Raw genomic sequence first — 23858 nt, 5'->3', positions numbered from 1 at the left:
GAACCCCAGCCTGCAGCGTTGCGGCAGGCACGGAAGGTGTCGGAAGACGGCAGGAACCTGAGGCAGGAGAGGCCCGGTTCATTGCACTGACACTCCGCAAGAATAAGGTGGCGCGTTCCGGCTGCGTGCAGTCCGCGATCTCCAGGGAAACCTGTTGAGCATCGGGCGCGAGCAAGAACGGGTCACGAAGAATGTTTCGCAATATTGGACTGAATCATCATGGCAACTGAAGTCGCAGAAGCCGCCGGCCACGCCGCCGAGCACGCTCTCACGCCTTCCGCGTATATCGCGGAGCATTTGCAGAATTTCAATAGCGTCGGCGGCAAGCAGATGTCGGTCGTCGACTTCTCCGTCATCAACTGGGACACGATGTTCTGGTCCGTGTTGATGGGCGCCATCGGCATCATCTTCCTCGGCATGGCTGCGCGCCGTGTCACCTCCGGCGTTCCTGGCCGTTTCCAAGCGTTTGTTGAACTGGTTGTCGAGATGGTCGACGACCAGGCCAAGGGCATCATCCACGGCGATCGCTCCTGGATCGCTCCGCTGGCCCTGATGGTCTTCGTGTGGGTCACGCTGATGAACGCGGTCGACTTGATCCCGGTGGATTGGGTGACCGGCGTCAACCATCTGCTGGGCTCCTTCGGTCTGCACGTGCCGCACCATCGCGCCGTGGCCACGGCTGACCTGAACGGCACCTTCGGCATGTCGTTCGCTGTGCTGATCCTGATGATCTACTACAGCTTCAAGATCAAGGGTGCGGGCGGCTTCGCACACGAGCTGCTCTCCGCCCCGTTCGGCGCCAAGTGGTACCTCGCGCCGTTCAACCTGATCCTCAACATCATTGAATTCCTCGCCAAGGCTGTGTCGCTGGGCATGCGGTTGTTCGGCAACATGTACGCGGGCGAACTGGTGTTCCTGCTGATCGCGCTGCTTGGCTCGATCTGGACGTTCGGTGCTGATTTCTCGGCGCTGGGTTTCGTAGGTCACGTGGTGGCCGGTGCAGTCTGGGCGATCTTCCACATCCTGATCGTTCTGCTGCAGGCGTTCATTTTCATGATGCTGACGCTGGTGTACATCGGCCAGGCACATGATCACCACTAAGTAGCGGTTCAGGTTCTCCGGTTCCGTTTGGTTTTTTCAAGTTCCTAAGTTCTTAGTCTTTCACGTAAAAGGGAGTCATCATGCAAGCATTTCTCGCCAACATCCAAGGTCTGACCGCCATCGGTATCGGCATCATCATCGGCCTGGGTGCTATCGGCGCCTGCCTCGGCATCGCACTGATGGGCGGCAAGTACATCGAAGCCTGCGCACGTCAGCCTGAGCTGATGAACCCGCTGCAAACCAAGATGTTCCTGCTGGCTGGCCTGATCGACGCGGCATTCCTGATCGGCGTTGGTGTGGCCATGCTGTTCGCGTTCGCCAACCCGCTGCTGTCGGTCATCAAGTAATTCTTTTCGGTCTGCATGATGCCGGAGGCGGCCTGGGTGAACGCAACGCGTGACCCTCGCCGCTTCGTGCATTGATCCGTAGTCTCAATACCGAAAGGAACACACCATGAACCTGAACGCCACACTCGTTGCGCAGATGGTCGTGTTCTTCATCCTGTGGTGGGTTGTTGCCAAGTTCATTTGGCCGCCCCTGGTGAAGGCGCTCGACGAACGCGCAAAGAAAATTGCCGATGGCCTGGCCGCTGCCGATAAGGGCAAGGCTGAGCTGGAGCTGGCCAACAAGCGGGTCGAGCAGGCACTGACCGAAGCGCGCAATGAAGGCGCGCAGCGCATCGCGGACGCTGAAAAGCGTGCCCAGATGAGCGCCGACGAGATCAAGCAAAACGCCCAAGCCGAAGCCGCGCGCATCATCGCGCAAGCCAAGGCAGAAGCCGAGCAGCAAACCGTGCGCGCGCGTGAGTCGCTGCGTGACCAGGTTGCCACGCTGGCCGTCAAGGGTGCCGAGCAGATCCTCAAGCGTGAAGTCAATGCGCAGGTCCACGCTGATCTGCTCAATCAACTCAAGGCTGAGCTGTAATCATGGCAGAACTCGCAACCGTTGCCCGTCCGTACGCAGAGGCGCTGTTTCGCGTAGCGAAGGCCGGCAATCTGGGTGCATGGTCTGAGCTCGTGTCGGAAATGGGGCAAGTCGCCGCCGTGCCCGACATGAAGGCAGTCGCCGATGATCCGAAGCTCTCCAAAGCCGATGTGGCGGGGATCTTCCTGTCGGCGTTGAAATCTCCGGTGTCGCATGAGGCAAAGGAACTGGTTGGCCTGCTGGTGGCCAACAAGCGCCTGTCGCTGCTGCCGGAAATTGCCGCGCAATTCCATGTGCTGCGGAATGCCAGCGAAGGCGCCGCCGACGTCGAGATCACCAGTGCGTTCCCGCTTGAGGGCGCGCCCCTGACCGAACTGGTCGCCACGCTCGAACGCAAGTTCGGCAAGAAGCTGCAGGCTCACGTGAGCGTCGATCCTTCGTTGATCGGCGGCGTGCGTGTGCAGATTGGCGACGAAGTGCTCGACACCTCGGTGCGCGCGCGCCTGACGCAGATGCAGTCTGCGCTGACCGCCGCTTAATGACAGCACCTCGGCTGCTCCGCGAGGCCAAGGTAAACCGCCCGCGGACAGATTGAAGAATTAGGAGCATTCGATGCAACTGAACCCCTCCGAGATCAGCGACCTGATCAAGACCCGTATCGAGGGCTTGAAGGCTGGCGCTGACGCAAAGAACACCGGCACGGTTATCTCCGTGACGGACGGCATCTGCCGCATTCATGGCCTGTCGGGCGTGATGCAAGGCGAAATGCTGGAATTCCCGGGCAACACGTTCGGCCTCGCGCTGAACCTCGAGCGCGACTCCGTCGGCGCCGTGATTCTGGGTGAGTACGAGCACATTTCCGAAGGCCAGGAAGTCAAGTGCACCGGCCGCATTCTGGAAGTGCCGGTTGGTCCGGAACTGCTGGGCCGCGTGGTGAACGCGCTGGGCCAGCCGATCGACGGCAAGGGCCCGATCAACGCCAAGAAGACGGACGTGATCGAGAAGGTCGCTCCGGGCGTGATCGCACGTCAGTCGGTGAGCCAGCCGGTGCAGACCGGCCTGAAGTCGATCGACGCCATGGTGCCGATCGGCCGTGGCCAGCGTGAGCTGATCATTGGCGACCGCCAGACCGGCAAGACCGCCGTGGCCGTCGACGCCATCATCAACCAGAAGGGCAAGGGCATCTTCTGCGTGTACGTGGCAATCGGCCAGAAGGCTTCGACGATCGCCAACGTGGTGCGCAAGCTGGAAGAGCACGGCGCGCTGGAATACACGATCGTGGTGGCTGCTGCCGCTTCGGATTCCGCTGCCATGCAGTACCTGTCGGCCTACGCCGGCTGCACGATGGGCGAATATTTCCGCGACCGCGGTGAAGACGCCCTGATCGTGTATGACGATCTGACCAAGCAAGCTTGGGCCTACCGTCAGGTTTCGCTGCTGCTGCGCCGCCCGCCGGGCCGTGAAGCCTACCCGGGCGACGTGTTCTACCTGCACTCGCGTCTGCTGGAGCGTGCTGCTCGTGTGAACGCTGACCACATCGAAAAGATCACCAACGGTGAAGTCAAGGGCAAGACCGGTTCGCTGACCGCACTGCCCGTGATCGAAACGCAGGCCGGCGACGTGTCCGCGTTCGTGCCGACCAACGTGATCTCGATTACCGACGGCCAGATCTTCCTGGAAACCGACCTGTTCAACGCAGGTGTGCGCCCCGCTATCAACGCCGGTATCTCGGTGTCGCGTGTGGGTGGTGCTGCGCAGACCAAGGTCATCAAGAAGCTGTCCGGCGGTATCCGTACCGACCTGGCCCAGTACCGTGAACTGGCTGCGTTCGCGCAGTTCGCGTCGGATCTGGACGAAGCGACCCGCAAGCAGCTCGAGCGCGGCCGCCGCGTGACCGAACTGCTCAAGCAGCCGCAATACCAGCCGCTGCAGGTGTGGCAGCTGGCCGCGTCGCTGTACGCAGCCAACAACGGCTTCCTCGACAACGTGGACGTGAAGGACATCCTGGCTTTCGAAAAGGGCCTGCACGACACGTTGAAGACGAAGTACGCCGATCTCATCAACCGCATCGAAGATACGAAGGATCTGTCGAAGGACGATGAGGCCGCTCTGCGTGCCGCGATCGAGGATTTCAAGAAGTCCGCCGCGTTCTAATCGTGTCATTTCTGGAACTGGCCACCGAGGTTGAGAAATTCGACCTGTGTGGTCAGGTCTGAACGGAGAGAAAGAAATGGCCGGAACAAAAGAAATCCGCACCAAGATCAAGAGCGTGCAAAACACGCGCAAGATCACCAAGGCGATGGAAATGGTCGCCGCATCCAAGATGCGCAAGGCGCAGGAGCGGATGCGTGCTGCCCGCCCGTATGCCGAGAAGATCCGCAACGTGGCTGCGCACATGGCGCAGGCCAATCCGGAGTACAAGCACCCGTTCATGGTGGCGCGCGACATCAAGCGTGCCGGCCTGATCGTGGTGACGACGGACAAGGGCCTGTGCGGTGGCTTGAACACCAACGTGCTGCGCGCCGTCACCAACCAGCTGCGCGAGCAGCAGGGCAAGGGCATCGAGACGCAGGCCACGGCCATCGGTACCAAGGGCATGCAGTTCCTGGGCCGTATCGGCGCGAAGGTCGTCTCGAACGTCGTGCACCTGGGCGACACGCCGCATCTGGAAAAGCTGATCGGCGCGATCAAGGTTCAGCTCGACGCGTTCAACGCTGGCGAGATCGATGCCGTGTACCTCGCGTACACCCGCTTCATCAACACGATGAAGCAGGAGCCGGTGGTTGAGCAGCTGCTGCCGCTCACGGCCGACAAGCTGACGCAGAGCGACGCCGAGAAGCAAGCCTACTCGTGGGACTACATCTACGAGCCGGACGCACAGACGGTGGTCGACGAGCTGCTGATCCGCTATGTCGAGGCGCTGGTGTACCAGGCGGTGGCCGAGAACATGGCTTCCGAGCAATCGGCCCGGATGGTGGCAATGAAGGCGGCTTCGGACAACGCGAAGAACGTGATCGGCGAACTGCAACTGGTCTACAACAAGACCCGTCAGGCAGCGATCACGAAGGAACTGTCCGAAATCGTCAGCGGCGCGGCAGCGGTCTGACGCCCACGGCAAAGCATTAAGTTATTGGAGATACACATGAGTATCGCAAACGGAAATATCGTGCAGTGCATCGGCGCCGTGGTGGACATTCAGTTCCCGCGCGACGCGATGCCGAAGGTTTACGACGCGCTGGTGCTGGATGACAGCAACGAAGCCTCGTTCGCCGAGAAGGGCCTGACCTTCGAAGTGCAACAACAGCTGGGCGACGGCGTGGTGCGTACCATTGCACTGGGTTCGTCCGACGGTCTGCGTCGCGGTATGCGCGTGGCCACCACCGGCGCGCCGATCTCGGTGCCGGTCGGTCACGGCACGCTGGGCCGCATCATGGACGTGCTGGGTCGTCCGATCGACGAAGCCGGCCCGATCGCCTGCGACGAAAAGCGCGCGATTCACCAAAAGGCCCCGAAGTTCGACGAACTGTCGCCGTCGGTGGACCTGCTGGAAACCGGCATCAAGGTGATCGACCTGGTCTGCCCGTTCGCCAAGGGCGGTAAGGTGGGTCTGTTCGGCGGCGCCGGCGTCGGCAAGACCGTGAACATGATGGAGCTGATCAACAACATCGCCAAGCAGCACTCGGGCTTGTCGGTGTTTGCTGGCGTGGGCGAGCGTACCCGTGAGGGCAACGACTTCTACCACGAAATGAAGGACTCCAACGTGCTCGACAAGGTGGCCATGGTGTTCGGCCAGATGAACGAGCCGCCGGGCAACCGTCTGCGCGTGGCGCTGACCGGCCTGACGATGGCCGAGCGCTTCCGCGACGAAGGCCGTGACATCCTGTTCTTCGTCGACAACATCTACCGCTACACGCTGGCCGGTACCGAAGTGTCGGCACTGCTGGGCCGTATGCCTTCCGCCGTGGGCTATCAGCCGACGCTGGCTGAAGAAATGGGCAAGCTGCAGGAACGTATTACGTCGACCAAGACCGGCTCGATCACGTCGATCCAGGCCGTGTACGTGCCTGCCGATGACTTGACCGACCCGTCGCCGGCAACGACCTTCCTGCACCTGGACTCGACCGTCGTGCTGTCGCGTGACATCGCTGCACTGGGTATCTACCCCGCAGTGGATCCGCTCGACTCGACCTCGCGTCAGCTCGACCCGCAAGTCGTGGGCCAAGAGCACTACGAAGTCGCCGACCGCGTGAAGAAGACGCTGCAGCGCTACAAGGAACTGCGCGACATCATCGCGATTCTGGGCATGGACGAACTGTCGCCGGAAGACAAGCTGGCTGTGGGCCGCGCCCGTAAGATCCAGCGTTTCCTGTCGCAGCCGTTCCACGTTGCAGAAGTGTTCACGGGTTCGCCGGGCAAGTACGTGCCGCTGAAGGAAACCATCCGCGGCTTCAAGATGCTGGTGGACGGCGAGTGCGATCACCTGCCGGAACAAGCGTTCTACATGGTCGGCTCGATCGACGAAGCCTTCGAGAAGGCCAAGAAGCTCCAGTAAGAGCGACGTCTGGCCTTGTGCGTAAGCCAAAGCCAGTACTGGCTTCCTGAAGTCCATTCAGGAAGCCGCTTTTCTGAGCAAAGGAATCGAGATGGCAACCATTCATGTAGACGTCGTCAGCGCTGAGCACGAGATCTTCTCCGGCAATGCCAAGTTCGTGGCACTGCCTGGCGAGGCTGGTGAGCTGGGCATTCTGCCCGGCCACACGCCGCTGATCACGCGCATCAAGCCGGGCGCCGTGCGCATCGAGAAGGAAGACGGCGGCGAAGAGTTCGTGTTCGTTGCCGGTGGCATTCTCGAAGTGCAGCCGAAGAAGGTGACCGTGCTGGCCGATACCGCGATCCGCGGTCACGACCTGGACGAAGCCAAGGCGAACGAAGCCAAGCGTGCGGCCGAAGAGGCGCTGCAGAACCAAAGCAGCGACATCGATCTGGCTCGTGCCCAAGGTGAACTGGCCGTGGCTGCTGCGCAGTTGGCAGCAATCGCTCGCCTGCGTCGCAAGCGCTAAGGCAGTGTGTACCGGTTGGTGTCATCGGCCGGTCCAGACGAAAAAGCAGCCCCGAAAGGGCTGCTTTTTTTTCGCCCGCTCACTGGGTACGGACGGATGGCGGGCGCGTGGGTCAGTGGTGCTCTTCGTGCTTCTCTTCACCCCGGTTGCCGCCTTGCGGATGCGGCTGACCCTCATGATGTTCCTGATGCGGTGGCTGCGCCTGGGGTTGCGGTTGGGGCGGCCGGGCTTCTGGCGGACGCTGTTGAGGCTGCGGTTGCGGCGGGTGGAATTCCGGTGCGCGCGGCTGGGGTTGGGGTTGCGGTGGGCGCATCTCCACAACGTGTGGCTGGGGCGCCGGACGCGGGGCTTCCATGTGTTGCACAGGCGGACGCTGCTCGGGCTCGGGGCGTGCGCGCATCTGCGGCGGCTCGTTATGCGGGCGCTCTTGCATCGCCGGCGCCGGATTGCCGGTGAAGCGATTCGGCTCCTGGCCACCGCGCTGCGGTTGAGGTTGCGGTGCCTGCGTGGCGGTCTGCGGCAGTTGCGGGCGCGGCTCGAAGGCGCGACGTTCGTCACGCGGTGTACCGGGTGCGCCGTCGTGCTGTGGTGGACGCGTCGTCATCCCGGCCGGGCCTTGCGGTGCCTGTCCGGCTTGCGGTTGCCCCGGGCGCTCCTGCGGTGCGGCTGCGCCGGGCAGCGGGCGTGGGCGATTGATCGTGCCGGGCGCCATCAGCGCTTGCGGACCAGCGCCAGGCTGAGCGCCGTGCGGTGCCTGTGCACCTTGCGGGTTCGGCGACCCCATCAGCCCCTGCGGACCATTCGGACTATTTACACCGCTCGGACCGTGCTGCTCCGGCGGACGACCTGGTTCGTTGCCTGCGCGTGTGGGCTCATTGGATGCGGCACGCGTCAAACGTAGACCCGCTGCCTGCGCAGCTGCTGGCGCGGGCAGCGTTGCTTCGTTGGGCTGCCCGCGCACCGGTGCAACGCGCGCACCTGCGTTACCGCCGGTCCACGCTGGGCCGGCACCCGGTAGCGCTCCGCCTTGCGAGTGGAAACGCTCGGCCAACGCGTCATGACCGCCAGCGGGCGCCTGCGGTGCGCGCACGGCAATGGCTTGACGCGAGAACACCTGTGCCGGCGGCAACGGATGCGCGCCATTGGCGGCGGCCGCGCCCACTAGGCTTGCCTTCACCGGTGCCAGCGCGGGCGTTGACACAATCCGCGCATGCGCCAGCTGTGCGCGCATCTGTTCCGGGCGCAGCGTCGTCATGGCAGGGCCGACTGGCTGGCCGCTCACGAACGTCTTGGCGGGTACGGCCGTCAGCGCGGCGGGGTTGTTGGCGTTGACGTACGTGACCCGGTTCACATTGGTGATGTTGGTCACGTTGTTGTTGATGATGGTCTTGTTGACCGTGACGTTGTTCACCACCACCGTCTTGTTGATGTTGGTGACGTAGGTGGGGCTGGCGGCATACACGGGGCGATACGCCTCGCCCGGAGCCAGTGGGAACCACGCGACGCCCGGTGAGCCAATCGAGATGTTGATCCCCCAGCTGACACCGCCGCCACCGCCTCCGCCCACAAAACCGACCAGCGCCGGCGCATACACCGGGCGCGGTACCACCGGCCCCGGCACCCAGCACCACGTCGCGCCCACATAGGCCCAGCGGCCATAGTGGAACGGCGCGAAGCCCCACGGCTGATCGTCAACCCAGGTCCAGCCCCAAGGTGCGACCCATGCCCAGTGGCCCGTGCGATAGGGCGCCCAGCCGGCTGGTATCGCGCTCGGCACCCATACGGCGCCGTAGCCGTCTTCTTCACGCCATGAGCCGTAGCCGTCCAGGGCTTCATAGCCGGTCATTTCGCGGCCGACGTAGCGGGCCGAGATGGACGCATCTTCGCGCGCGTCGCGCGATTCGGCCCAGCGATCGAAGCCGTCGCGGCCCGGGTTGTCCATGCCACCGGCCTCGGCCAGGTCGGTGCCGCCAAAGCGGATCTGCTGGCCAGCGCCCAGCGGTGTCGAGCGATCGTCGCCGTAGGCCGTGCCCTGACCGTGCCAGACAGTCACGGTGGTGCTGGAGCCATCGGGGGCCACGTCGAGGCGGTACTCACCCGGCGCCTGCGGTCTGAACGCGAGGTTGGGCGTATCGATTTCGATGGTCTGATCGGGCGGCAACGCCCGCACGCGTACCGACAAGGCGCCTTGTGTCAGCTTGACTTGCGTATTGCGGTCATCCAGGTCGACCAGCGTGGCGCCGGTGTTTTGCCCCAGGCGCAGCGCCGTGGAACCAACGTGCAGTTCGCTGCGGCTGCCCTGGTCGGACCACAGGCGGTCGCCGGTTGTGAACGGGCGGTTGAGCGTGGCCCCGGCCCAGTCGTCGGAGCCGGCAGGCGCAAAGCTCACCGCACCCGAAAAGTCAGACAGCCGCGCGACGCGCGAAGCCGGATCGGCGGCCAGCGCAGCGCGCGACCCACAGACCAGCAGCACGGCGGCAATCCCCACGGCGCGCAACACGTGCGGCAGCCGCACACCGGGGAGACGGAGAGAACGACGGGATGGAGTGGACATGATGAGCCCTCGTTTTTGTGGCGGCGCGCGCCGCGTGGATGTCTCCATTAAACGCAGCAGGCGGCGAAGGGTCGACCTGGCTTTGTAAGGGCGTGTATCGGGGTGACCATGCGGCGGCACGGACTGTGCTCACGCGTGAGGGGTGCTGCGCAAATTGCGCAGGCAAAAAAAAGCGCGCGGGCCGGGGAGCACCGCGCGGACGGGAAATCCCTTCGAGGGGTCAATTCGAAAGGGAGGGGTAACCTTGCAACGCAACCGTGTCTGGCGCGCGCCGCATTGCTGGGAAGAAAACCCGGCTGGCGCACAACAATTGGACACAAAGGCGTCGCGTGCCGAGGCATTGTGGGCGACGAGGGGACCCCAAGGCGTAACAAAGTGTGTCGGATTGCAATCGAATGCAAGTGCTGTAAGAACCCATCTGGCGTGATGCAAAAAGCGCTTGAAAACACGCTCTGGGGAACGTCTGCTGCACCTGCACAGTCCCACGACTTTGCCGCGCAGGGGCGCGGGGCTTGAGGATAGGCGGGCCTGCCACGCGCGGACCAGTCTGGGTGTTGGGTCATAGGAGGGAAGCATGCACAGGCAGACGGTGCCTTGTCTGGCGCATTCGGCGGCACGGAAATCGGCCGGAGGCGGCGTTTTTGTTACCTTGATGGCGGCAGTCTGCGCGGTCGGTTCGGCACATGCCGCGGGCGAAGCGGCCTCTGCGCCGTCTACCGCGCCCGCAAGTGCGCCTGCAGCCTCTGCACCTGTTGCTTCCACGCCAAGCCCCCCCCTTGCAAAACCGCAGGAGCCACGTGAGCGCCACGCTGGCGCCTTCTGGCAAGGCACTGTGGGCAAGGGTGCCGATAGCCCCGGCTGGAACATCTGGCTGAGCGTGTACGACCCGCCCCCCAAGGCACGTGACCAGGACAAGGACCCCGTCGCAGACACGCTCACCGGCGACGCCTACGATGACCGCCCCCAAGGCCGCGCCATGTGGACCATCGAAGGCCGCAACGCGCCCGAACGCCGCTTCGTGTGGCGTGAGCGTGCCGATGCACTCGACCCCAGCGGCCAGCCCATGGTGCGCGAGGGCGGCACGCTCTCCGGCGCGCTGTCGGCTGACGGCACCGCCGCCACCGGCACCTGGAGCGACGGCGGCCGCAGCCAGCCTTTCACGCTCAAGCGCGCGGCACGCTATCGCGAAGTGACCGGCGCCGCCGGCCAGGCCACCATCACCGAGCGCTACCCTGTGACCGGCGATGCGGCCGTCGATGCGCTGGTGCAATCGCTGCGCATCAACCGCTGCGACCAGTACGACACCGAATGCGTCATCCGCATCAGCGCCGTCGGCCTGGGCGACACGGTGAGCCTGCTGCGCATGGTCTGGGCGTACAGCGGTGGCGCGCACGGCAACTACGGCTTCACGGCGGGCAACTGGCGACGCGGCGGGCAGGGCTTCCAGCCGATCACCCTGGCCGATGTGCTCAACCCCACGCCCGCCTGCCTGCAGAGTTTCAACACGCAGATCGTCGACGCGCTCAAGCGCGAAGGCGCGCCCGAAGCCACGCGTGGCGTGCTCAAAGAGAAGGATCTGCGTAACCCGGCGTTTCCGTTTACGCTCCAAGGAGACCGCATCGTCGTGCACTACGGGCCGTATGAAGTGGGCCCGTATTCGTCGGGCGCTTTCCGTGCCGCCGTGCGGGTCGATGATCTGGGAGCCGCGTGCAGGCGGCCCACCACCTGAACACGCGCTTTCCATTTGCCATGTCCGCCAATCCTTCCTACGTCGACGAACAAGCCACCATGCGCCGGCTGCTGTCCGGCAAGACCATCGCCGTGGTGGGCCTCTCGCCGCGCCCCACGCGGCCGAGCTATGACGTGGCGCGCTATCTGCAGCAGGCCGGCTATCGCATCGTGCCGGTCAACCCGCAGCACGCCGGCGAAGATGTGCTCGGCGAACCGTGTTACGCCACGCTGGCCGAAGCGGCAACCACACTGGCGGCCGCTGGCCAGCGCATCGATCTGGTCGACATCTTCCGTCGCGCAGAGCAAGTGCTGCCTGTTGTGCAGGAAGCCATTGCCGTGGGCGTGGGCGGCATCTGGGTGCAGCTTGGCATCGTCAACGATGAGGCAATGGCCGTTGCGCGCGCGGCCGGCATTCCAGCTGTGCAGGACCGCTGTACCAAGATCGAGCACTGGCGACTCGGCATCGGCGAGCGCTCCTGAACGCGTCATGGTTTGTCACAGCAGGCCGAACGCGTTTGACTAGGCTTGGAGCTCCCACCTTTCAAGGAGCCCACCATGCGTTTTCGACACGGGATCATGGCCGCCGCGCTGGCCACCGCATCGTCTCTCGCGTCTTTGGCCAATGCTGCTGAAGGCCAACTGAGCGTGCACGTGCTTGACCAGCAAACCGGCATCCCCGCTGCGGCGGTGCGCGTCACGCTCGACGTGCGCGAGCAAGGCGCGTGGCACACCGTTGCGCACGGTACGACCGATGCCGATGGCCGCATCAAGGAACTGCTGCCGGCAGGACAACTGCTCGCCGTTGGCGACTACCGCGTGACCTTCCACACCGCAGACTACTTCAGCGCCCACCGCACGCCCACGTTCTTCCCTGAGGTGCCGGTCGTCTTCCAGGTCGAGGACGCGACGCAGCACTATCACATCCCGCTGCTGCTCAGCCCATTCGGGTTCTCGACGTATCGCGGAAGTTAAGGCGGCCGCTGAAGCCCACGCGCTACACTTCGACGGTCATCGAAACTTGCACGAAGCACCCGCACCATGGCCGTCGATCCGCAGATCCTGCAGTTCTATCAACGCATTGCCGAGCGCTTTGGCGCTCTGCCTGCGCCCGAAGATGCCCCCGCCCAACGCGAGCGTTTCGAGGCGATTGCCGCGCTCTCCAATCGACCCGATCCGGACAGCGTTGAAGCGTCCGACCTGAGCCTGCCGCTGCCGGGCCGCACGCTGGATGCGATCGTCTTTCGTCCGAAGCACGTGGCCAAGCCGCGCATGCTGGTGTGGTTTCACGGCGGCGGCTGGGTGGTGGGCGCGCCGCGCACGACGCATCGCCTGCTGGCAACGTTACTCGCGCAGGACACCGGCTGTGCGGTCGTCAGCGTCGACTATCGCCTCGCCCCTGAACATCCGTTTCCAGCGCCGGCCGATGACGCGCGGGATGCGCTTGCGTACCTGGCTGAGCAGCGTGCGAGCCTCGGGTTCGATACCGAATTCCTGGCTGTTGGCGGCGACAGCGCGGGCGGCCACCTCGCGGTGCAGGCCACACAGGCCGTGCACGCGACCGTGCGTCCGGGACTCGTCAACGCGCAGCTGCTGGTCTACCCGGTGAGCACACCCGCCTTCGGCAGCGAGAGCTACAACGCCTTCGCGCAAGGCCCCGGCCTCACGCGCGACGAGATGCGCTGGTACTGGGAGAAGTTCATCGGCGCCGAAGCGCTCGCCAAATCGTTGGCCGAGCAGGACGGGCGCATCTATTTGATGGCACAGCCGCCGAAGTACACGCCGCCCGACACGGTGGTCATCGTGGCTGCGCATGATGTGCTGCGCGACGACGGCCTGCACTACGCCGACTACCTCGTGCAGCACGGCGCGCAGGTCATCACCATTGAAGCGTCAGGCATGACGCATGGCTTTGCGCGCATCCAACCCGACGCCGAGCGTGCACGCGAATGGATGCGCCGTGCGGCGCACGCATTCGTCGGGATGATCAGCGAGGAATAAGCAGGGACTAGCGTTGCGGTGCGCGGCGCTGGCGGAACGCCGCCAGCACGCGCCGTGTGACGAACAACGAGAGGTAGTCATGCACGCTGGCATCCGCCGACAATGCGCGCATGGTTTCCTGGTACTGAGCGCGGACGAGATCAGCAGGTGCACCGGTGTCGTGTGCGATCTTGTCGATCTGTTCGTCCTGGTCTGCGATGGCGGTGCCCATTGCTGTTCCCCGTCGTTGCTGTGGCAGTGACATGCGCGGCTGGTTCGCGCGACGAGTGACCACTATAGGTAACGTGCAGGAACAATCCAGCCCTGTTGCAAAGCTTTCAGCGTGCTGTCTGCGCAGCATCAAAATGGTGCTACTGCGATGCCGTTGCCAGTGCAAAGACTGCACCGGCAAGACGCATTTACCGCTTATTTGCCCCAGTTTGCGGGCATGCTCTGCAGGCCGATGGCGGCACCCGACGCATCGGTAATGCGTGCCAACTCACGATACGCAATCGCCTGAACGCGCTCGGGCAGCGGCACGAATTTGGCCTTGGCGGCCAGCTCATCGCCGTGGAAGTAGCCCCATGTCAGAAACTTCAACGCCGCCAGCGTGCGGGGGCCGGACTGGCTCACGGCCGGCACCACGATGAAGGTGCCCATGGTGATCGGCCAGGTCTCTGCGCCCGGCAGGTTGACCAGCGGCGCGGTGAATTCACCCTTGCGGTTCCAGGCGCTCTGCACCACGGCCTCGCGGAAGCCGCTCACCTGCGGGCTGACAAAGTGGCCGGAGGCGTTGCGCAACTGCACGGCGTTCAGGTCGTTGTCGAGGATGTAGTTGTAGTCGACATAGCCGATGGCGCCGGGGGTGGCCTGCACGGCCTTGACCACATCACCGCTGCCCTTGGCGCCGATGGTGTCCGCTGGCCAGGCAATGGTCGACTTGGTGCCGTAGGTGCTCTTCCAGTCTGCGCTGACTGCGCTCAGGTAATCGGTGAAGTGGTATGTGGTGCCCGAACCATCGGCGCGCACCACGAGGCGAACCTTCAGCTTGGGCAGCGCCACACCCGGGTTCAGCGCACGCAACTCCGGCGCGTCCCAGCTATCGATCTTGCCCAGGAAGATGTGGGCCAGCGCTTCGCCCGTCAGCTTGAGCTGGCCGCGCGCCACGCCCGGCACGTTGATGAACGGCACCGCGCCCGTCACCACCGACGGCACGCACACCAGGCCCGCCTTGGCCGCGTCTGCTGAAGACAGTGGCACGTCCGACGCACCGAAATCCACCGAGCCCGCGCGGATGCGCTTGATGCCTTCACCCGAGCCCACAGCGTCGTAGTTGAGCGTGATGCCCGACGACGCGGCATACCCCGCCGACCAGACGCGATAGACCGGCGCAGCAGCGGTCGACCCCGCTCCACGAACCTCAGCGCGAGCGAGGGCGGGTAAGCCTGCGGCGACAACGGCCAGGGCCAGGGCCAGAACAGCGTGCTTGAACATGGGAAGACCTGCGGACAGCAAAGGGCGAAACCTGAAATTGTAGCGACGCGCGTGTGACAACGCGGCATGCTGCGTTGATAGAGCCCATCTACAACAAGGGGATGTGTTGTAAGGCGTTCCGCAAACGTTGGGCGGAGTAGGGGGTGGATTAGGCGGTTTTGATTAGGTCGACGTGCCCTCGCGAGCTCAGCAAATGAGGTCGCCCATTTCTACGAGATCCGTGGCTTTCAATGCGAATGAAACGTCCTGCTTGATGCAGAGTTCTTCGCCGCCACGAATTACATGGATATCGACGAGTTGGCTGACGCCACTGGCATTGTCGGTATGTAGGAAATACTTCTCGCCGAATTTTTCAATGGCGTCCTTTGCATCCACGTGCGGGACGATCGTCACGCCGAAGTGGGCCTCGTATTCGCGCAGCGCGGCGTTGAGCGTTTCAGCATCGGAATGAAAAGCCAGATCGCTATGCGGGCACGGACTCCCCGTATAGGTGTATCTGGAATTTTTGGGGCCAAAGACCAAGGGCATGGGGGGCGCGATAGAGGACCACGAAATAAGCAGATGGTGCCACCGCCATCGGACATCGCCTAGTTTTGTTCGATGGTTAGCGTGACCAAATAGCCGCCCTCTATAATCGCCGTGCTGCCGCACCAACGGCAGCCTGGTTTAGCGACCCGAAACACCAAGGCGGACGATTGCTACATGCAATCGCACTGCTGCTTCCGTTCGCGCCTACTTTGGCGGGCCGGGTGGTGAGACCTTCGGGTCTACCGGTTTCCTTGGGGGCCGGGTCGCTAACACCATCGTCGGGCCCGCCACCCTCGTTTAGCGCCGAGAAGGCGGGCCTCCTTCAACCCCAAGGAGGCATCATGCCAAATCAGCAAAGCGGGCCACAGCCCGCGTCTTACCCCTCCCCACCCACGCAATACCAAGCCGGTGCACTCGCGCTGCGACGCTTCCTCCAACGCACACAGAAAACCCTTTCGCAGCAACGCCAGTTCCATCCGGCATTGCTACGCGAGGCGCTCGACTACAACGTCGGCCAGTTGTCGTTGGACTATCGCGCGGGGTTTCTGGAAGCGCTCGGCGCGTACGTGCTGCTAACGCTTGAGGGATGCCAACTCGATCCGCAAGACTGGGATGTGTTGGCGGCGGTGAAACCGCAATAACGAGAAGACCATCCTGACGCTCTCCCCGAAGACGGGCGGGGAAGCCATGTACCAAAACAAAAAAGCGCCGGACCTCGCAGCCCAGCGCTTCGCATTCGCAGCAACGCAGTCGCGCGTTACTTCACCAGTCCTTCCACCTTCATCGCCTCCTGCACCGCGGCCCGTGCACCCACCCGTGCCATGTACGCCTGCACATTCGGATATGCACCCATCGGCAGCGCCAGGAAGTTGGCCCAGTTCAGCACCGTAAAGGCATAGGCGTCGGCCACGCTGTAGTCCTCCGCCAGATACGGCTGCTTGGCCAGGCGGGCATCCAGTTCAGCAAAGCGCTTGGCCAGTTTGTCTTTGGCGCCTTGGCGTGTGACGTCGGGCGTTTCCTTGTACCAGAGCGGGCCAAAGCCCTTGTGCAGTTCGGTGCTGACAAAGGTCAGCCATTCGATCACGGCCAGGCGGCGTGCGCTGCCGGCCTTGCCGATGAGTGCCTGGGTCGGGTCGAGGTCGGCCACGTATTGCAGCAGCGCAGCGGCTTCGGTGTGGCGTGAGCCGTCGGCCAGCTCCAGCAGTGGCACGTAGCCGCGCGGCGAGATCGTGTAGAAATCGGCGCCATCAGCGGTCAGGTGCTTGGTAAGGTCGACCGAGGTCACGTCAAACTTGGCGCCGACTTCACGCAGGGCGATGTGCACAGCCAGCGAGCAGGCACCGGCGGAGTAATAGAGCTTCATGATCGTTTTCTCGTTGAACAGGTTGAGATGCCACCGGGGGTCATCGCCAGCGGCAGCGGTGTCGACACTGTAGGATTGCATTCATGCCAATGAAATAGGCGACAGAGAAAACCATGCATGCAGAAACGCAATACCGGCTGAGCGCCGCTGACCTGGAAGTCGTGCTGGCGATGGTGCGTACTGGCACGCTGGCGGCAGCGGGCGATCGGCTGGGCGTGGATGCGTCCACCGTGTTCCGGTCTCTGCAGCGTATCGAACGGGGGCTTGGGCAATCGCTGTTTGCGCGCTCGCGTACGGGGTATCTGGCAAACGAGCTGGCGCAATCATTGGCAGAGCGAGCGGAGCAGGTGGAGGCCGCGCTGGAGGATGCGCGCTCTGCCGTGCATGCTGCACCGGATCAGGTGTCGGGCACGGTGCGCATTACCACCACCGACACCATCCTGGTCGGCCTGGTGGCCCCCGCGTTGAAGGCGTTGCGGGCCCAGCACCCAAACCTGACCTATGATCTGCGCGTGAGCAACGAGCTGGCGAGCCTGACTCGGCGCGATGCCGATATCGCCGTGCGCGCTACCCGCCGCCCGCCGCAGCACTTGGTCGGCAAACACCTGGGGTCGATTCGCGTGGGTCTCTATGCGGGGCGCGGTTGCGACACCACGTATGCCGACGTGGAAGCGGGCCGCGTGCCGTGGATTGCCATTGACGATGCGATTCCGGAGCACCCCTCCGTGGCCTGGCGCAAGCGGCACTTCCCCAAGGTGGTCCCCACGTATTTCGTCAACAGCCTGCAGATCGCGGCGGAGATGGTGGCGATGGGGTCGGGCATCGCCATTCTTCCTGTGGTGATGGCGCAGGCGCGCAGTGATCTGGTGTCGCTGCGGGATTTGCAGGATGCAAACCAGTCAGAACTGTGGCTGCTGACGCATCCGGAGTCGCGCCACCTGCGGCGGATCGCGACCGTGTATGGGCATCTGGCGCAGGTGTTGCGCATGCCTTGAGGCGTGGTCAGTTGGCGATGGCCGTGGTTGGCACAACGTCGCCCTCGTCGGCAACCAGCGCGGCACGCCGGCGCAAATCCTCTGTCGTCTCGCCGTTGCCGTCGGGCCGCCAGCCCGGCGGGCCGAACAGGTAGCCGAACACGTCGCGTGCGGAGCGGGCGGTCTTCAGGTCCCGCCACAACCCGCGCCACTGGCTGAACTCGATGGTCAGCAGGTTGTATGTGCGCAGCGGGTGCACCAGGCCGTAACGGCAGGGCACCTCTTTGCGCTCGGGGATGTAGGTGCCGAACAGGCGGTCGAAGATGATCAGCACGCCGCCGTAGTTGCCGTCGAGGTATTCCAGGTTGGCTGCGTGGTGCACGCGGTGTGCCGACGGCGTGTTCAGGAGCCACTCCAGCGGGCCGAGGCGCGGAATCCACGTAGCGTGAATCCAGAACTGGTACAGCAGGTTCAGCGACAGCAGCATCAGCACGATGCGCGGTGGCATGCCCAGCAGCGGCGCCAGCGAGAAGAAGAGCAGGGTGCCGGTCAACTTGCCCGTCCACCCGAAGCGGTAGGCAGCCGACAGGTTCAGGTCATTGGGCGAGTGGTGGACGGCGTGGGTGCACCAGAACCAGCGCACGCGGTGCGCGGCGCGGTGGTACCAGTAGTAGCAGAACTCCTGGCCGAGAAAGCAGGCGGCCCAGCCGATCCAGTTGTCCATTGGCAGGGTCCATAGGCGGTGCTGGTAGACCCAGTCCAGGCCGTGCACCCAGAACGCCATCGGTACCAGCCAGCGTAGTGGGTACTCGCGCACCAGGAAATCGACCACCGACACGCCAGCGGCTTTCCAGTCATAGTTGCCCCAGCCACGCAGGAACGACAGCGCAAGCGCCTCGGCCAGTGACGACACCAGCACGATCACGACAGCAATCTTGAGGATGGTGAACAGCACGGCCATGGCGCGGGGCTCCGGTGGGGTGCCAAGGACACTACCGCAACGCTCAGGTGCCCACAATCCGAGGGAACGCCAGAAAGCGGGGGCAGCCTATCGGCTTTCGCCGGACTGCCACGTCTATCAATGAAACACGATGGCACCGTTGTCGGCGCACATCTCAAAGGCCTTTTTCCAGTCGGCGTAGGACTCCTTGAAATACGGGTCCGGATGCTTTTCAGCCGCTTCGCTGTACTGGACGAAGTCCTGATAGACCTTCTTGCAGGCGATTGGGCCGATGACGCCTTCTGCGTCGGAGAAATTGATCAACTCCCAGAACGGCCCCTGCTGAAGCCTCCAAGCAGTGGCGTCGTATCGAAGCTCCGTCTTGCCGCGGAATTCGTATGGGCTCGCCTTGTAGCCGGCCAGCTTGGCGAGTTCATTTCGCCAGGCGTTGTGGCCCGAATACGATCCCGCGCGAAACGCAAACGACGACTTGAACGCGTAGACCGTGCCGCTTTGCAGGTCGTCGAAACGCTCGGGGAAGTCGACCGGGGACAGGATCACCTGGTTCGTTCCCTGTGGTTGGCCATCGGAATCGAGGGTGGGTGCGGTGACTTGGGTCAGGCCGCTGAGCGCGGTGATATCAAGTCCGGCGCGGGCAACTGAGGCGGACAGAAGCAGAGCGAGGGCCAAAAGAATTTTTTGCATGCGTGACGGTTGTCCGAGGAGGGGCGAGGGCCCGTGATGCCTGGGCACCTGACATTGTTGACTTCGGCGCACTCACACAACAACCCCACTGCGCGCACATACCCCTCATACGTTGGGGGTGCCGTTCCTCCTTTGTGCCTCAAGTTCGCTCCAACACTGCCGTAGCTTGCTCAGTGGCCCCCAACAGCCCGCGGTTCGCCGTTCTGGAGGGCGCAACGGCAGCACCGAGCGCTGTACGTCGTACGCAGTCTGATTCACGCAGGACATATTCCACCTAGAAGAATCATGATCTCCTCTCTTCGGACCCGCATTCTCCTCATCTCGTCGGCCACCGTGATCGGCGCCCTGGCGCTGTCCGGCGCCGCCACGTATTCCATCGTGCGCAGCAATACGATGGAATCCATCGACCAGAACCTCGCCGCCATCGCCAGCGGCAACACGCTCGCCATCGACAAGTGGGTGGCCGCCAAGGCGCAGGCCGTGAAGGCCACCGCGGAGGTGGTCGAGCACGGCGACCCGCAGGGCTTCGGCAAGCACATGGGCAATGCCAATGGCTTCCCCATCATCACCATCGGCTGGACGGACAAGACGTTCTTCTCCACCAGCTCCACCACGCCCAAGGACTACGACCCGACGGTGCGGCCCTGGTACAAGCAGGCCATTGAAGCCGGCAAGCTGCTCGTGACCAAGCCCTACGGCGATGTGTCGACCGGTGTGCAGTACGTGTCGTTTGCCACACCGCTCGTGCACAACGGTGAAACGACCGGCGCCATCTCGGGCGCCGTGCCGCTCGACGGCGTGCGTGAAGTGGTGGCGGCCGTGCACCCCACGCCGTCCAGCCTCGCCTTCGTGGTCGCCAAGGATGGCCAGGTGATCGCGCACCCCGACGCCAAGCTGATGCTCAAGCCGGCCACCGACGTGGCCGCATCGCTCAATGCCGATACGCTCGCCACGCTCGCCAAGGCCAGCACCCCGCTGGAAGTGGAACTGGCCGGCGCGCCCAAGCTGCTCAAGGCGCAGGCCGTGCAGGGCACCGACTGGTATCTGGTGATCGCCCTGGACAAGGCCGAAGCCACCGCCGGTTTGCGCAACGTCGTCAAGGCACTGGCCGTGGCCATGGTGCTGCTGACGCTGGCCGCCGTGGGGATCGCCGCGTTCTTCACGTCGCAGTCGTTCCGCCGCCTGTCGCAGGTGCGCGATGCGATGGAGACCATCGGCGCTGGCGGTGGTGACCTGACGCACCGCCTGCCTGTGGTCGGCAATGACGAAGTGGCGCAGATCAGCGCCGCGTTCAACACCTTCATCGACAAGATTGGCGAAGTGCTGCTGGAAGTGCGCGCCAGCGTTGACAGCATGAAGTCGGCCACCGGCGAGATCGAAATGGGCAACCGCGATCTCTCCAACCGCACCGAGGTCTCGGCCAGCAACCTGCAGGAAACCTCTGCCGCGCTGACCGAGCTGACCACCAGCGTGAAGAACTCCGCCGATGCGGCCGTGCAGGCCACGCGCCTGGCGAGCGACGCCAGCGATGCCGCCACGCGCGGCGGCGAGGTGGTCTCCAGCGCCGTGAGCACGATGGACGAGATTGCCAAGTCGTCCGCACGCATCACCGAAATCATCGGCGTGATCGACAGCATTGCCTTCCAGACCAACATCCTGGCGCTCAACGCGGCAGTGGAAGCCGCCCGTGCCGGCGAAAACGGCCGCGGCTTTGCCGTGGTGGCCGGCGAGGTGCGCACGCTGGCCCAACGCAGCGCCACCGCCGCCCGCGAGATCAAAGACCTGATCCAGGCCTCGGAAGCCAGCGTGAAGACCGGCGCGCAGCGCGTGCAAGCCGCCGGCGCAACGATGCAGGAGATCGTGTCCGGCATCGAGCGTGTCGCCCGCATCATCGGCGAGATCGACGGTGCGATGCACGAGCAGAGCAGCGGCATCAGCCAGATCGACCGCAGCGTCGCCGAGATGGACCAGGCCACGCAGCAGAACGCGGCGCTGGTGGAGCAATCGACCGCTGCCTCGGCGATGCTCAACGAGCAGGCACAGGGCCTGGCGCGCACGGTCGGGCTGTTCAAGCTGCGCGCGGGCTAAAGCGTACGCTTCATGTTCCGCCATGGGAGGCGGTGTGCTGGCAAACGCAGCGACCTCCCGGGCCATCGACGCAGGCAAAGCAACGCCAAGTTCACGCAGTTTGGCGAGGTAGGGTTCCAGGGAGTAGCTGGACAGCCTTGCGGCAGGACCGCATAGTGTCCAGATGACCGGGTGCAATCGATTCCTTTCTGGCGGAGGCTGTGCGGTGTCTATCTGGGGAGCATCAGGTGGCTGCAAGCCGCAGAGGTTGCTTGTTGCGGGCGTCGCGGCATGCCTGATCGCGATGGCGAGTCCTAGCGCATATGCCGACACGTGCGAGACCTTCCCAGGTTCTCAGCAGTACACCGACCAGGGCTGCGACAAGCCCTATGACAAGAGCAGCCAGAGCCAGCAGCGCGCTGCACCGCCTGCACGGCAGACGTCGTCGCCGTCAGACTTCCGCGAGCAGTTGCGGCGGTCGATCACAAACGGGGCGAGCGGCAGAACGTCGCCGACCGCTCTCACCAACGCAGTGGTGAACGCGCACGACGGCGTGCAGAGAGCCCTCGGCGAAGCGGCAACGGCGTCCGATGCTCAGCAGATGGCCAAAGCGCGCGGCGACTACACTGCCGCCCTAGCCCGACTCGACCGTGCCTACGATGCCGCGGCGAATGCGGCTTCTCCAGAAGGGGCTGCAGCGCTGCAAGAGATGAAGCGTGGCGACGACGCCCGCTTCGGATCAGCCGCCGATCGCGTCGGCTTGTTTGCCACAGCCCCGGCCCCATCCGCGCCGGCAGCCGCGGCGCCAGTGTTGCCACCCAATATCACGGCCGTGAACGGCGCTGTCTACGTCTGCGACAAGGCGATTGCCGACGGCAATAACGTCGCGTGCCGCGAGATCTCCGCAGACGGCAAACAGTGCACCAATGTCACCTTGGCCGATGGCGATATCGGCTGGCGCGATTCGATCGCCACACCGTGCCGCGGCGACGACCTTGCGCAACGCCGGGCATTCCTTGCCGCAAATCCCGAGATCGCGGCGACCGTGAATGGGTTGCCTGCGCCCTTCACCATGGACAGCCGCGGTACGGCAGACGCAATCGCCAAGCTCACAGGCCAGCCGGCCAACCCCGAGGCCGAGAAGGCCCTGGCCGCGATGACTCCCGAATGCCGTGCGACGTTGCAGCGCTATATCGCGGCGGCACAGACCAATGACGGGCCCGGTGCCACGGCGCAGTATGCGGCGCTGAAACAGGCAGGCGGCTGCGGTGTTCTCCCTAAGCCGGATCCGCGCTTTATCTCGTGCGGAAATACCCCGCTGCTCGACCAGACGTTCGGCGCCTGCGACCAGCAGCCGGAGCGGTGTGCCCAGATCGCCGATCAGTTGAAGGCCGGCATCTCACCGGAGGCGATCGCCGCCCTGTACCGCAACGCCATCGGGATTGGCCTGCAGCTCGGCTCAATGATGGGCGGAACCCTTTTGAACGCGCAGGCTGCGCGCATGCCCACCGGCGTGCAGGGGCGCGGACCGGGGCCGCAGTACCCGCGTGCTATCAACTGCACCTACCGGGGTTGCTCGACGGCGAGCAACTCAGCGCCAGCGTATAACCCGAGCCCACCGCGGCCTGGCCGGGGCAACAACTGCACCATGGACGCCAACAATTGGCTGACGTGCAACTAGGGGACAAGGATGAAGACATTCGTCACATCGTGCGCTGTCGTTCTGACGCTCGGAGGTTGCGCCAGCTCGGCCCCTCCGCCACCGCCACCTGTTGACGCGTTCTCGGGCATCCTGAACATGAGCTCGGCCGCCGTGCCGGCAGACGCGCCCGTGTCGCTTGGCCAGCCGGTGGGATTCATCATCAGTGAGAATGTCGAGCACCACATCGGCTTCATGAAGGACACCGTCGCGTATTGGGGCAAGGTCATTCCGTCGTCGCTGACCAACACCGCTGCGATTGCCGATAGCGATCCGAACTATTTCAGCGCACATATGCTGGCAATGCTGAAGCGGCATTTTCCGACGCTTCAGTACGTGCACGACTTTCCAGAAGCCGTTGCGACCGGCAAGAAGGGCGTCATCCTCATCGATATGCGGATGAAGTGGATGGAGCCCTATGGCGACCGTACCAACCGCATCCACGTCGACGCCTATTTCTTCGATCGGGGCATGAACCCGGTGTCAAAACTCAGCGGCGAGGCCGAATACAAGGTCCCATTCGCCTCCATGGAGGGCGGTGTCCAGAGAATCACCGACGCTGCCATCCAGCAGATCGACGCAAAAATTACGGCACTCGTGAGATAGCGCCGTCTCAAGGGCGCAGAAGCGCAACACCCCCTCTTCATCCCGCCCGAGCCGGGCGCGCCATTGCCTAGAATGGAGCCCCGGCAATCTCCGCCCACCGCCCGACGGACGTTGCCTGACCTGAACGCTCCGTTT

At 64.1% G+C, this 23858-nt stretch carries 24 protein-coding genes; 17 read left to right on the top strand and 7 right to left on the bottom strand.

What is annotated here, in order from left to right:
- Positions 1-219: 219 nt before the first annotated feature.
- From atpB to V6657_RS16650, 8 genes are all read left to right on the top strand, one after another.
- Positions 220-1101, top strand: coding sequence for a F0F1 ATP synthase subunit A (atpB, locus tag V6657_RS16685; protein WP_048935666.1), 882 nt, complete (start codon positions 220-222; stop codon positions 1099-1101).
- A gap of 80 nt (positions 1102-1181) precedes the next feature.
- On the top strand, positions 1182-1448 hold the full coding sequence (atpE, locus tag V6657_RS16680; RefSeq protein WP_003262709.1) for a F0F1 ATP synthase subunit C: 267 nt from the start codon (positions 1182-1184) through the stop codon (positions 1446-1448).
- A gap of 106 nt (positions 1449-1554) precedes the next feature.
- On the top strand, positions 1555-2025 hold the full coding sequence (locus V6657_RS16675; RefSeq protein ID WP_048935665.1) for a F0F1 ATP synthase subunit B: 471 nt from the start codon (positions 1555-1557) through the stop codon (positions 2023-2025).
- 2 nt (positions 2026-2027) lie between these two features.
- Positions 2028-2564 carry a F0F1 ATP synthase subunit delta gene (locus tag V6657_RS16670; protein WP_048935664.1) on the top strand — a complete coding sequence of 179 codons (537 nt, stop codon included), beginning with the start codon at positions 2028-2030 and terminating at the stop codon, positions 2562-2564.
- A 73-nt stretch (positions 2565-2637) separates the two neighbouring features.
- Positions 2638-4179: a F0F1 ATP synthase subunit alpha gene (gene atpA / locus V6657_RS16665; protein WP_021197162.1), complete on the top strand. Its 1542-nt coding sequence runs from the start codon at positions 2638-2640 to the stop codon at positions 4177-4179.
- Positions 4180-4255: 76 nt separating this feature from the next.
- Entirely contained in the window at positions 4256-5131 is an 876-nt protein-coding gene (gene atpG, locus V6657_RS16660) for a F0F1 ATP synthase subunit gamma (RefSeq protein WP_048935663.1), read from the top strand.
- Between the two features lie 36 nt (positions 5132-5167).
- A complete protein-coding gene (gene atpD, locus V6657_RS16655) occupies positions 5168-6577 on the top strand; it encodes a F0F1 ATP synthase subunit beta (protein WP_021197164.1) in 1410 nt (469 codons plus the stop codon).
- Between the two features lie 91 nt (positions 6578-6668).
- Positions 6669-7085 (top strand): F0F1 ATP synthase subunit epsilon, encoded by a 417-nt coding sequence (locus tag V6657_RS16650; protein ID WP_021197165.1) that lies wholly within the window; start codon positions 6669-6671, stop codon positions 7083-7085.
- Between the two features lie 112 nt (positions 7086-7197).
- Here V6657_RS16650 and V6657_RS16645 read toward each other — a convergent pair whose 3' ends face one another.
- Positions 7198-9639 (bottom strand): DUF6600 domain-containing protein, encoded by a 2442-nt coding sequence (locus V6657_RS16645; RefSeq protein ID WP_048935662.1) that lies wholly within the window; start codon positions 9637-9639, stop codon positions 7198-7200.
- Positions 9640-10213: 574 nt separating this feature from the next.
- Here V6657_RS16645 and V6657_RS16640 point away from each other — a divergent pair.
- From V6657_RS16640 to V6657_RS16625, 4 genes are all read left to right on the top strand, one after another.
- Positions 10214-11368 carry an RsiV family protein gene (locus tag V6657_RS16640; RefSeq protein WP_048935661.1) on the top strand — a complete coding sequence of 385 codons (1155 nt, stop codon included), beginning with the start codon at positions 10214-10216 and terminating at the stop codon, positions 11366-11368.
- 20 nt (positions 11369-11388) lie between these two features.
- The gene (locus V6657_RS16635) at positions 11389-11850 is read left to right on the top strand and encodes a CoA-binding protein (protein WP_048935750.1); all 462 of its coding nucleotides are present in this window, start codon (positions 11389-11391) and stop codon (positions 11848-11850) included.
- 75 nt (positions 11851-11925) lie between these two features.
- The gene (gene uraH / locus V6657_RS16630) at positions 11926-12342 is read left to right on the top strand and encodes a hydroxyisourate hydrolase (protein WP_048935660.1); all 417 of its coding nucleotides are present in this window, start codon (positions 11926-11928) and stop codon (positions 12340-12342) included.
- Positions 12343-12408: 66 nt separating this feature from the next.
- On the top strand, positions 12409-13368 hold the full coding sequence (locus V6657_RS16625) for an alpha/beta hydrolase (protein WP_048935659.1): 960 nt from the start codon (positions 12409-12411) through the stop codon (positions 13366-13368).
- Between the two features lie 7 nt (positions 13369-13375).
- Here V6657_RS16625 and V6657_RS16620 read toward each other — a convergent pair whose 3' ends face one another.
- The 3 genes from V6657_RS16620 to V6657_RS16610 form a co-directional block, all read right to left on the bottom strand.
- Positions 13376-13579, bottom strand: a complete 204-nt coding sequence (locus V6657_RS16620) for a DUF3562 domain-containing protein (protein WP_048935658.1) — start codon at positions 13577-13579, stop codon at positions 13376-13378.
- A gap of 194 nt (positions 13580-13773) precedes the next feature.
- Positions 13774-14841, bottom strand: a complete 1068-nt coding sequence (pstS, locus tag V6657_RS16615; RefSeq protein WP_048935657.1) for a phosphate ABC transporter substrate-binding protein PstS — start codon at positions 14839-14841, stop codon at positions 13774-13776.
- A 186-nt stretch (positions 14842-15027) separates the two neighbouring features.
- Positions 15028-15369 (bottom strand): hypothetical protein, encoded by a 342-nt coding sequence (locus V6657_RS16610; RefSeq protein ID WP_048935656.1) that lies wholly within the window; start codon positions 15367-15369, stop codon positions 15028-15030.
- A 341-nt stretch (positions 15370-15710) separates the two neighbouring features.
- Between V6657_RS16610 and V6657_RS16605 the strand changes: the two genes are divergently transcribed.
- Positions 15711-16010, top strand: coding sequence for a hypothetical protein (locus tag V6657_RS16605; RefSeq protein ID WP_048935655.1), 300 nt, complete (start codon positions 15711-15713; stop codon positions 16008-16010).
- A 116-nt stretch (positions 16011-16126) separates the two neighbouring features.
- Here the strand turns inward: V6657_RS16605 and gstA are convergent, their stop codons facing one another.
- Positions 16127-16732 carry a glutathione transferase GstA gene (gene gstA / locus V6657_RS16600; RefSeq protein WP_048935749.1) on the bottom strand — a complete coding sequence of 202 codons (606 nt, stop codon included), beginning with the start codon at positions 16730-16732 and terminating at the stop codon, positions 16127-16129.
- A gap of 113 nt (positions 16733-16845) precedes the next feature.
- On the opposite strand from gstA, the gene V6657_RS16595 reads away from it, so the two are divergent.
- Complete coding sequence (locus V6657_RS16595) at positions 16846-17727, top strand: LysR family transcriptional regulator (protein ID WP_048935654.1); 882 nt, start codon at positions 16846-16848, stop codon at positions 17725-17727.
- A gap of 7 nt (positions 17728-17734) precedes the next feature.
- On the opposite strand, the gene V6657_RS16590 is transcribed toward V6657_RS16595, so the two are convergent.
- Positions 17735-18667 carry a sterol desaturase family protein gene (locus V6657_RS16590; protein ID WP_048935653.1) on the bottom strand — a complete coding sequence of 311 codons (933 nt, stop codon included), beginning with the start codon at positions 18665-18667 and terminating at the stop codon, positions 17735-17737.
- A gap of 117 nt (positions 18668-18784) precedes the next feature.
- Positions 18785-19351 (bottom strand): hypothetical protein, encoded by a 567-nt coding sequence (locus V6657_RS16585; RefSeq protein WP_137884773.1) that lies wholly within the window; start codon positions 19349-19351, stop codon positions 18785-18787.
- A gap of 285 nt (positions 19352-19636) precedes the next feature.
- On the opposite strand from V6657_RS16585, the gene V6657_RS16580 reads away from it, so the two are divergent.
- From V6657_RS16580 to V6657_RS16570, 3 genes are all read left to right on the top strand, one after another.
- Complete coding sequence (locus V6657_RS16580) at positions 19637-21439, top strand: methyl-accepting chemotaxis protein (protein WP_048935652.1); 1803 nt, start codon at positions 19637-19639, stop codon at positions 21437-21439.
- A 247-nt stretch (positions 21440-21686) separates the two neighbouring features.
- Positions 21687-23099 carry a hypothetical protein gene (locus V6657_RS16575; protein ID WP_048935651.1) on the top strand — a complete coding sequence of 471 codons (1413 nt, stop codon included), beginning with the start codon at positions 21687-21689 and terminating at the stop codon, positions 23097-23099.
- A 9-nt stretch (positions 23100-23108) separates the two neighbouring features.
- Entirely contained in the window at positions 23109-23723 is a 615-nt protein-coding gene (locus V6657_RS16570) for a hypothetical protein (protein ID WP_137884775.1), read from the top strand.
- Positions 23724-23858 lie beyond the last annotated feature (135 nt).

Source organism: Ralstonia sp. RRA (assembly GCF_037023145.1).
Classification (GTDB): domain Bacteria; phylum Pseudomonadota; class Gammaproteobacteria; order Burkholderiales; family Burkholderiaceae; genus Ralstonia.
Note: the sequence above shows the minus strand (reverse complement) of the source record. Positions and strands in the feature narration are given on the sequence as shown.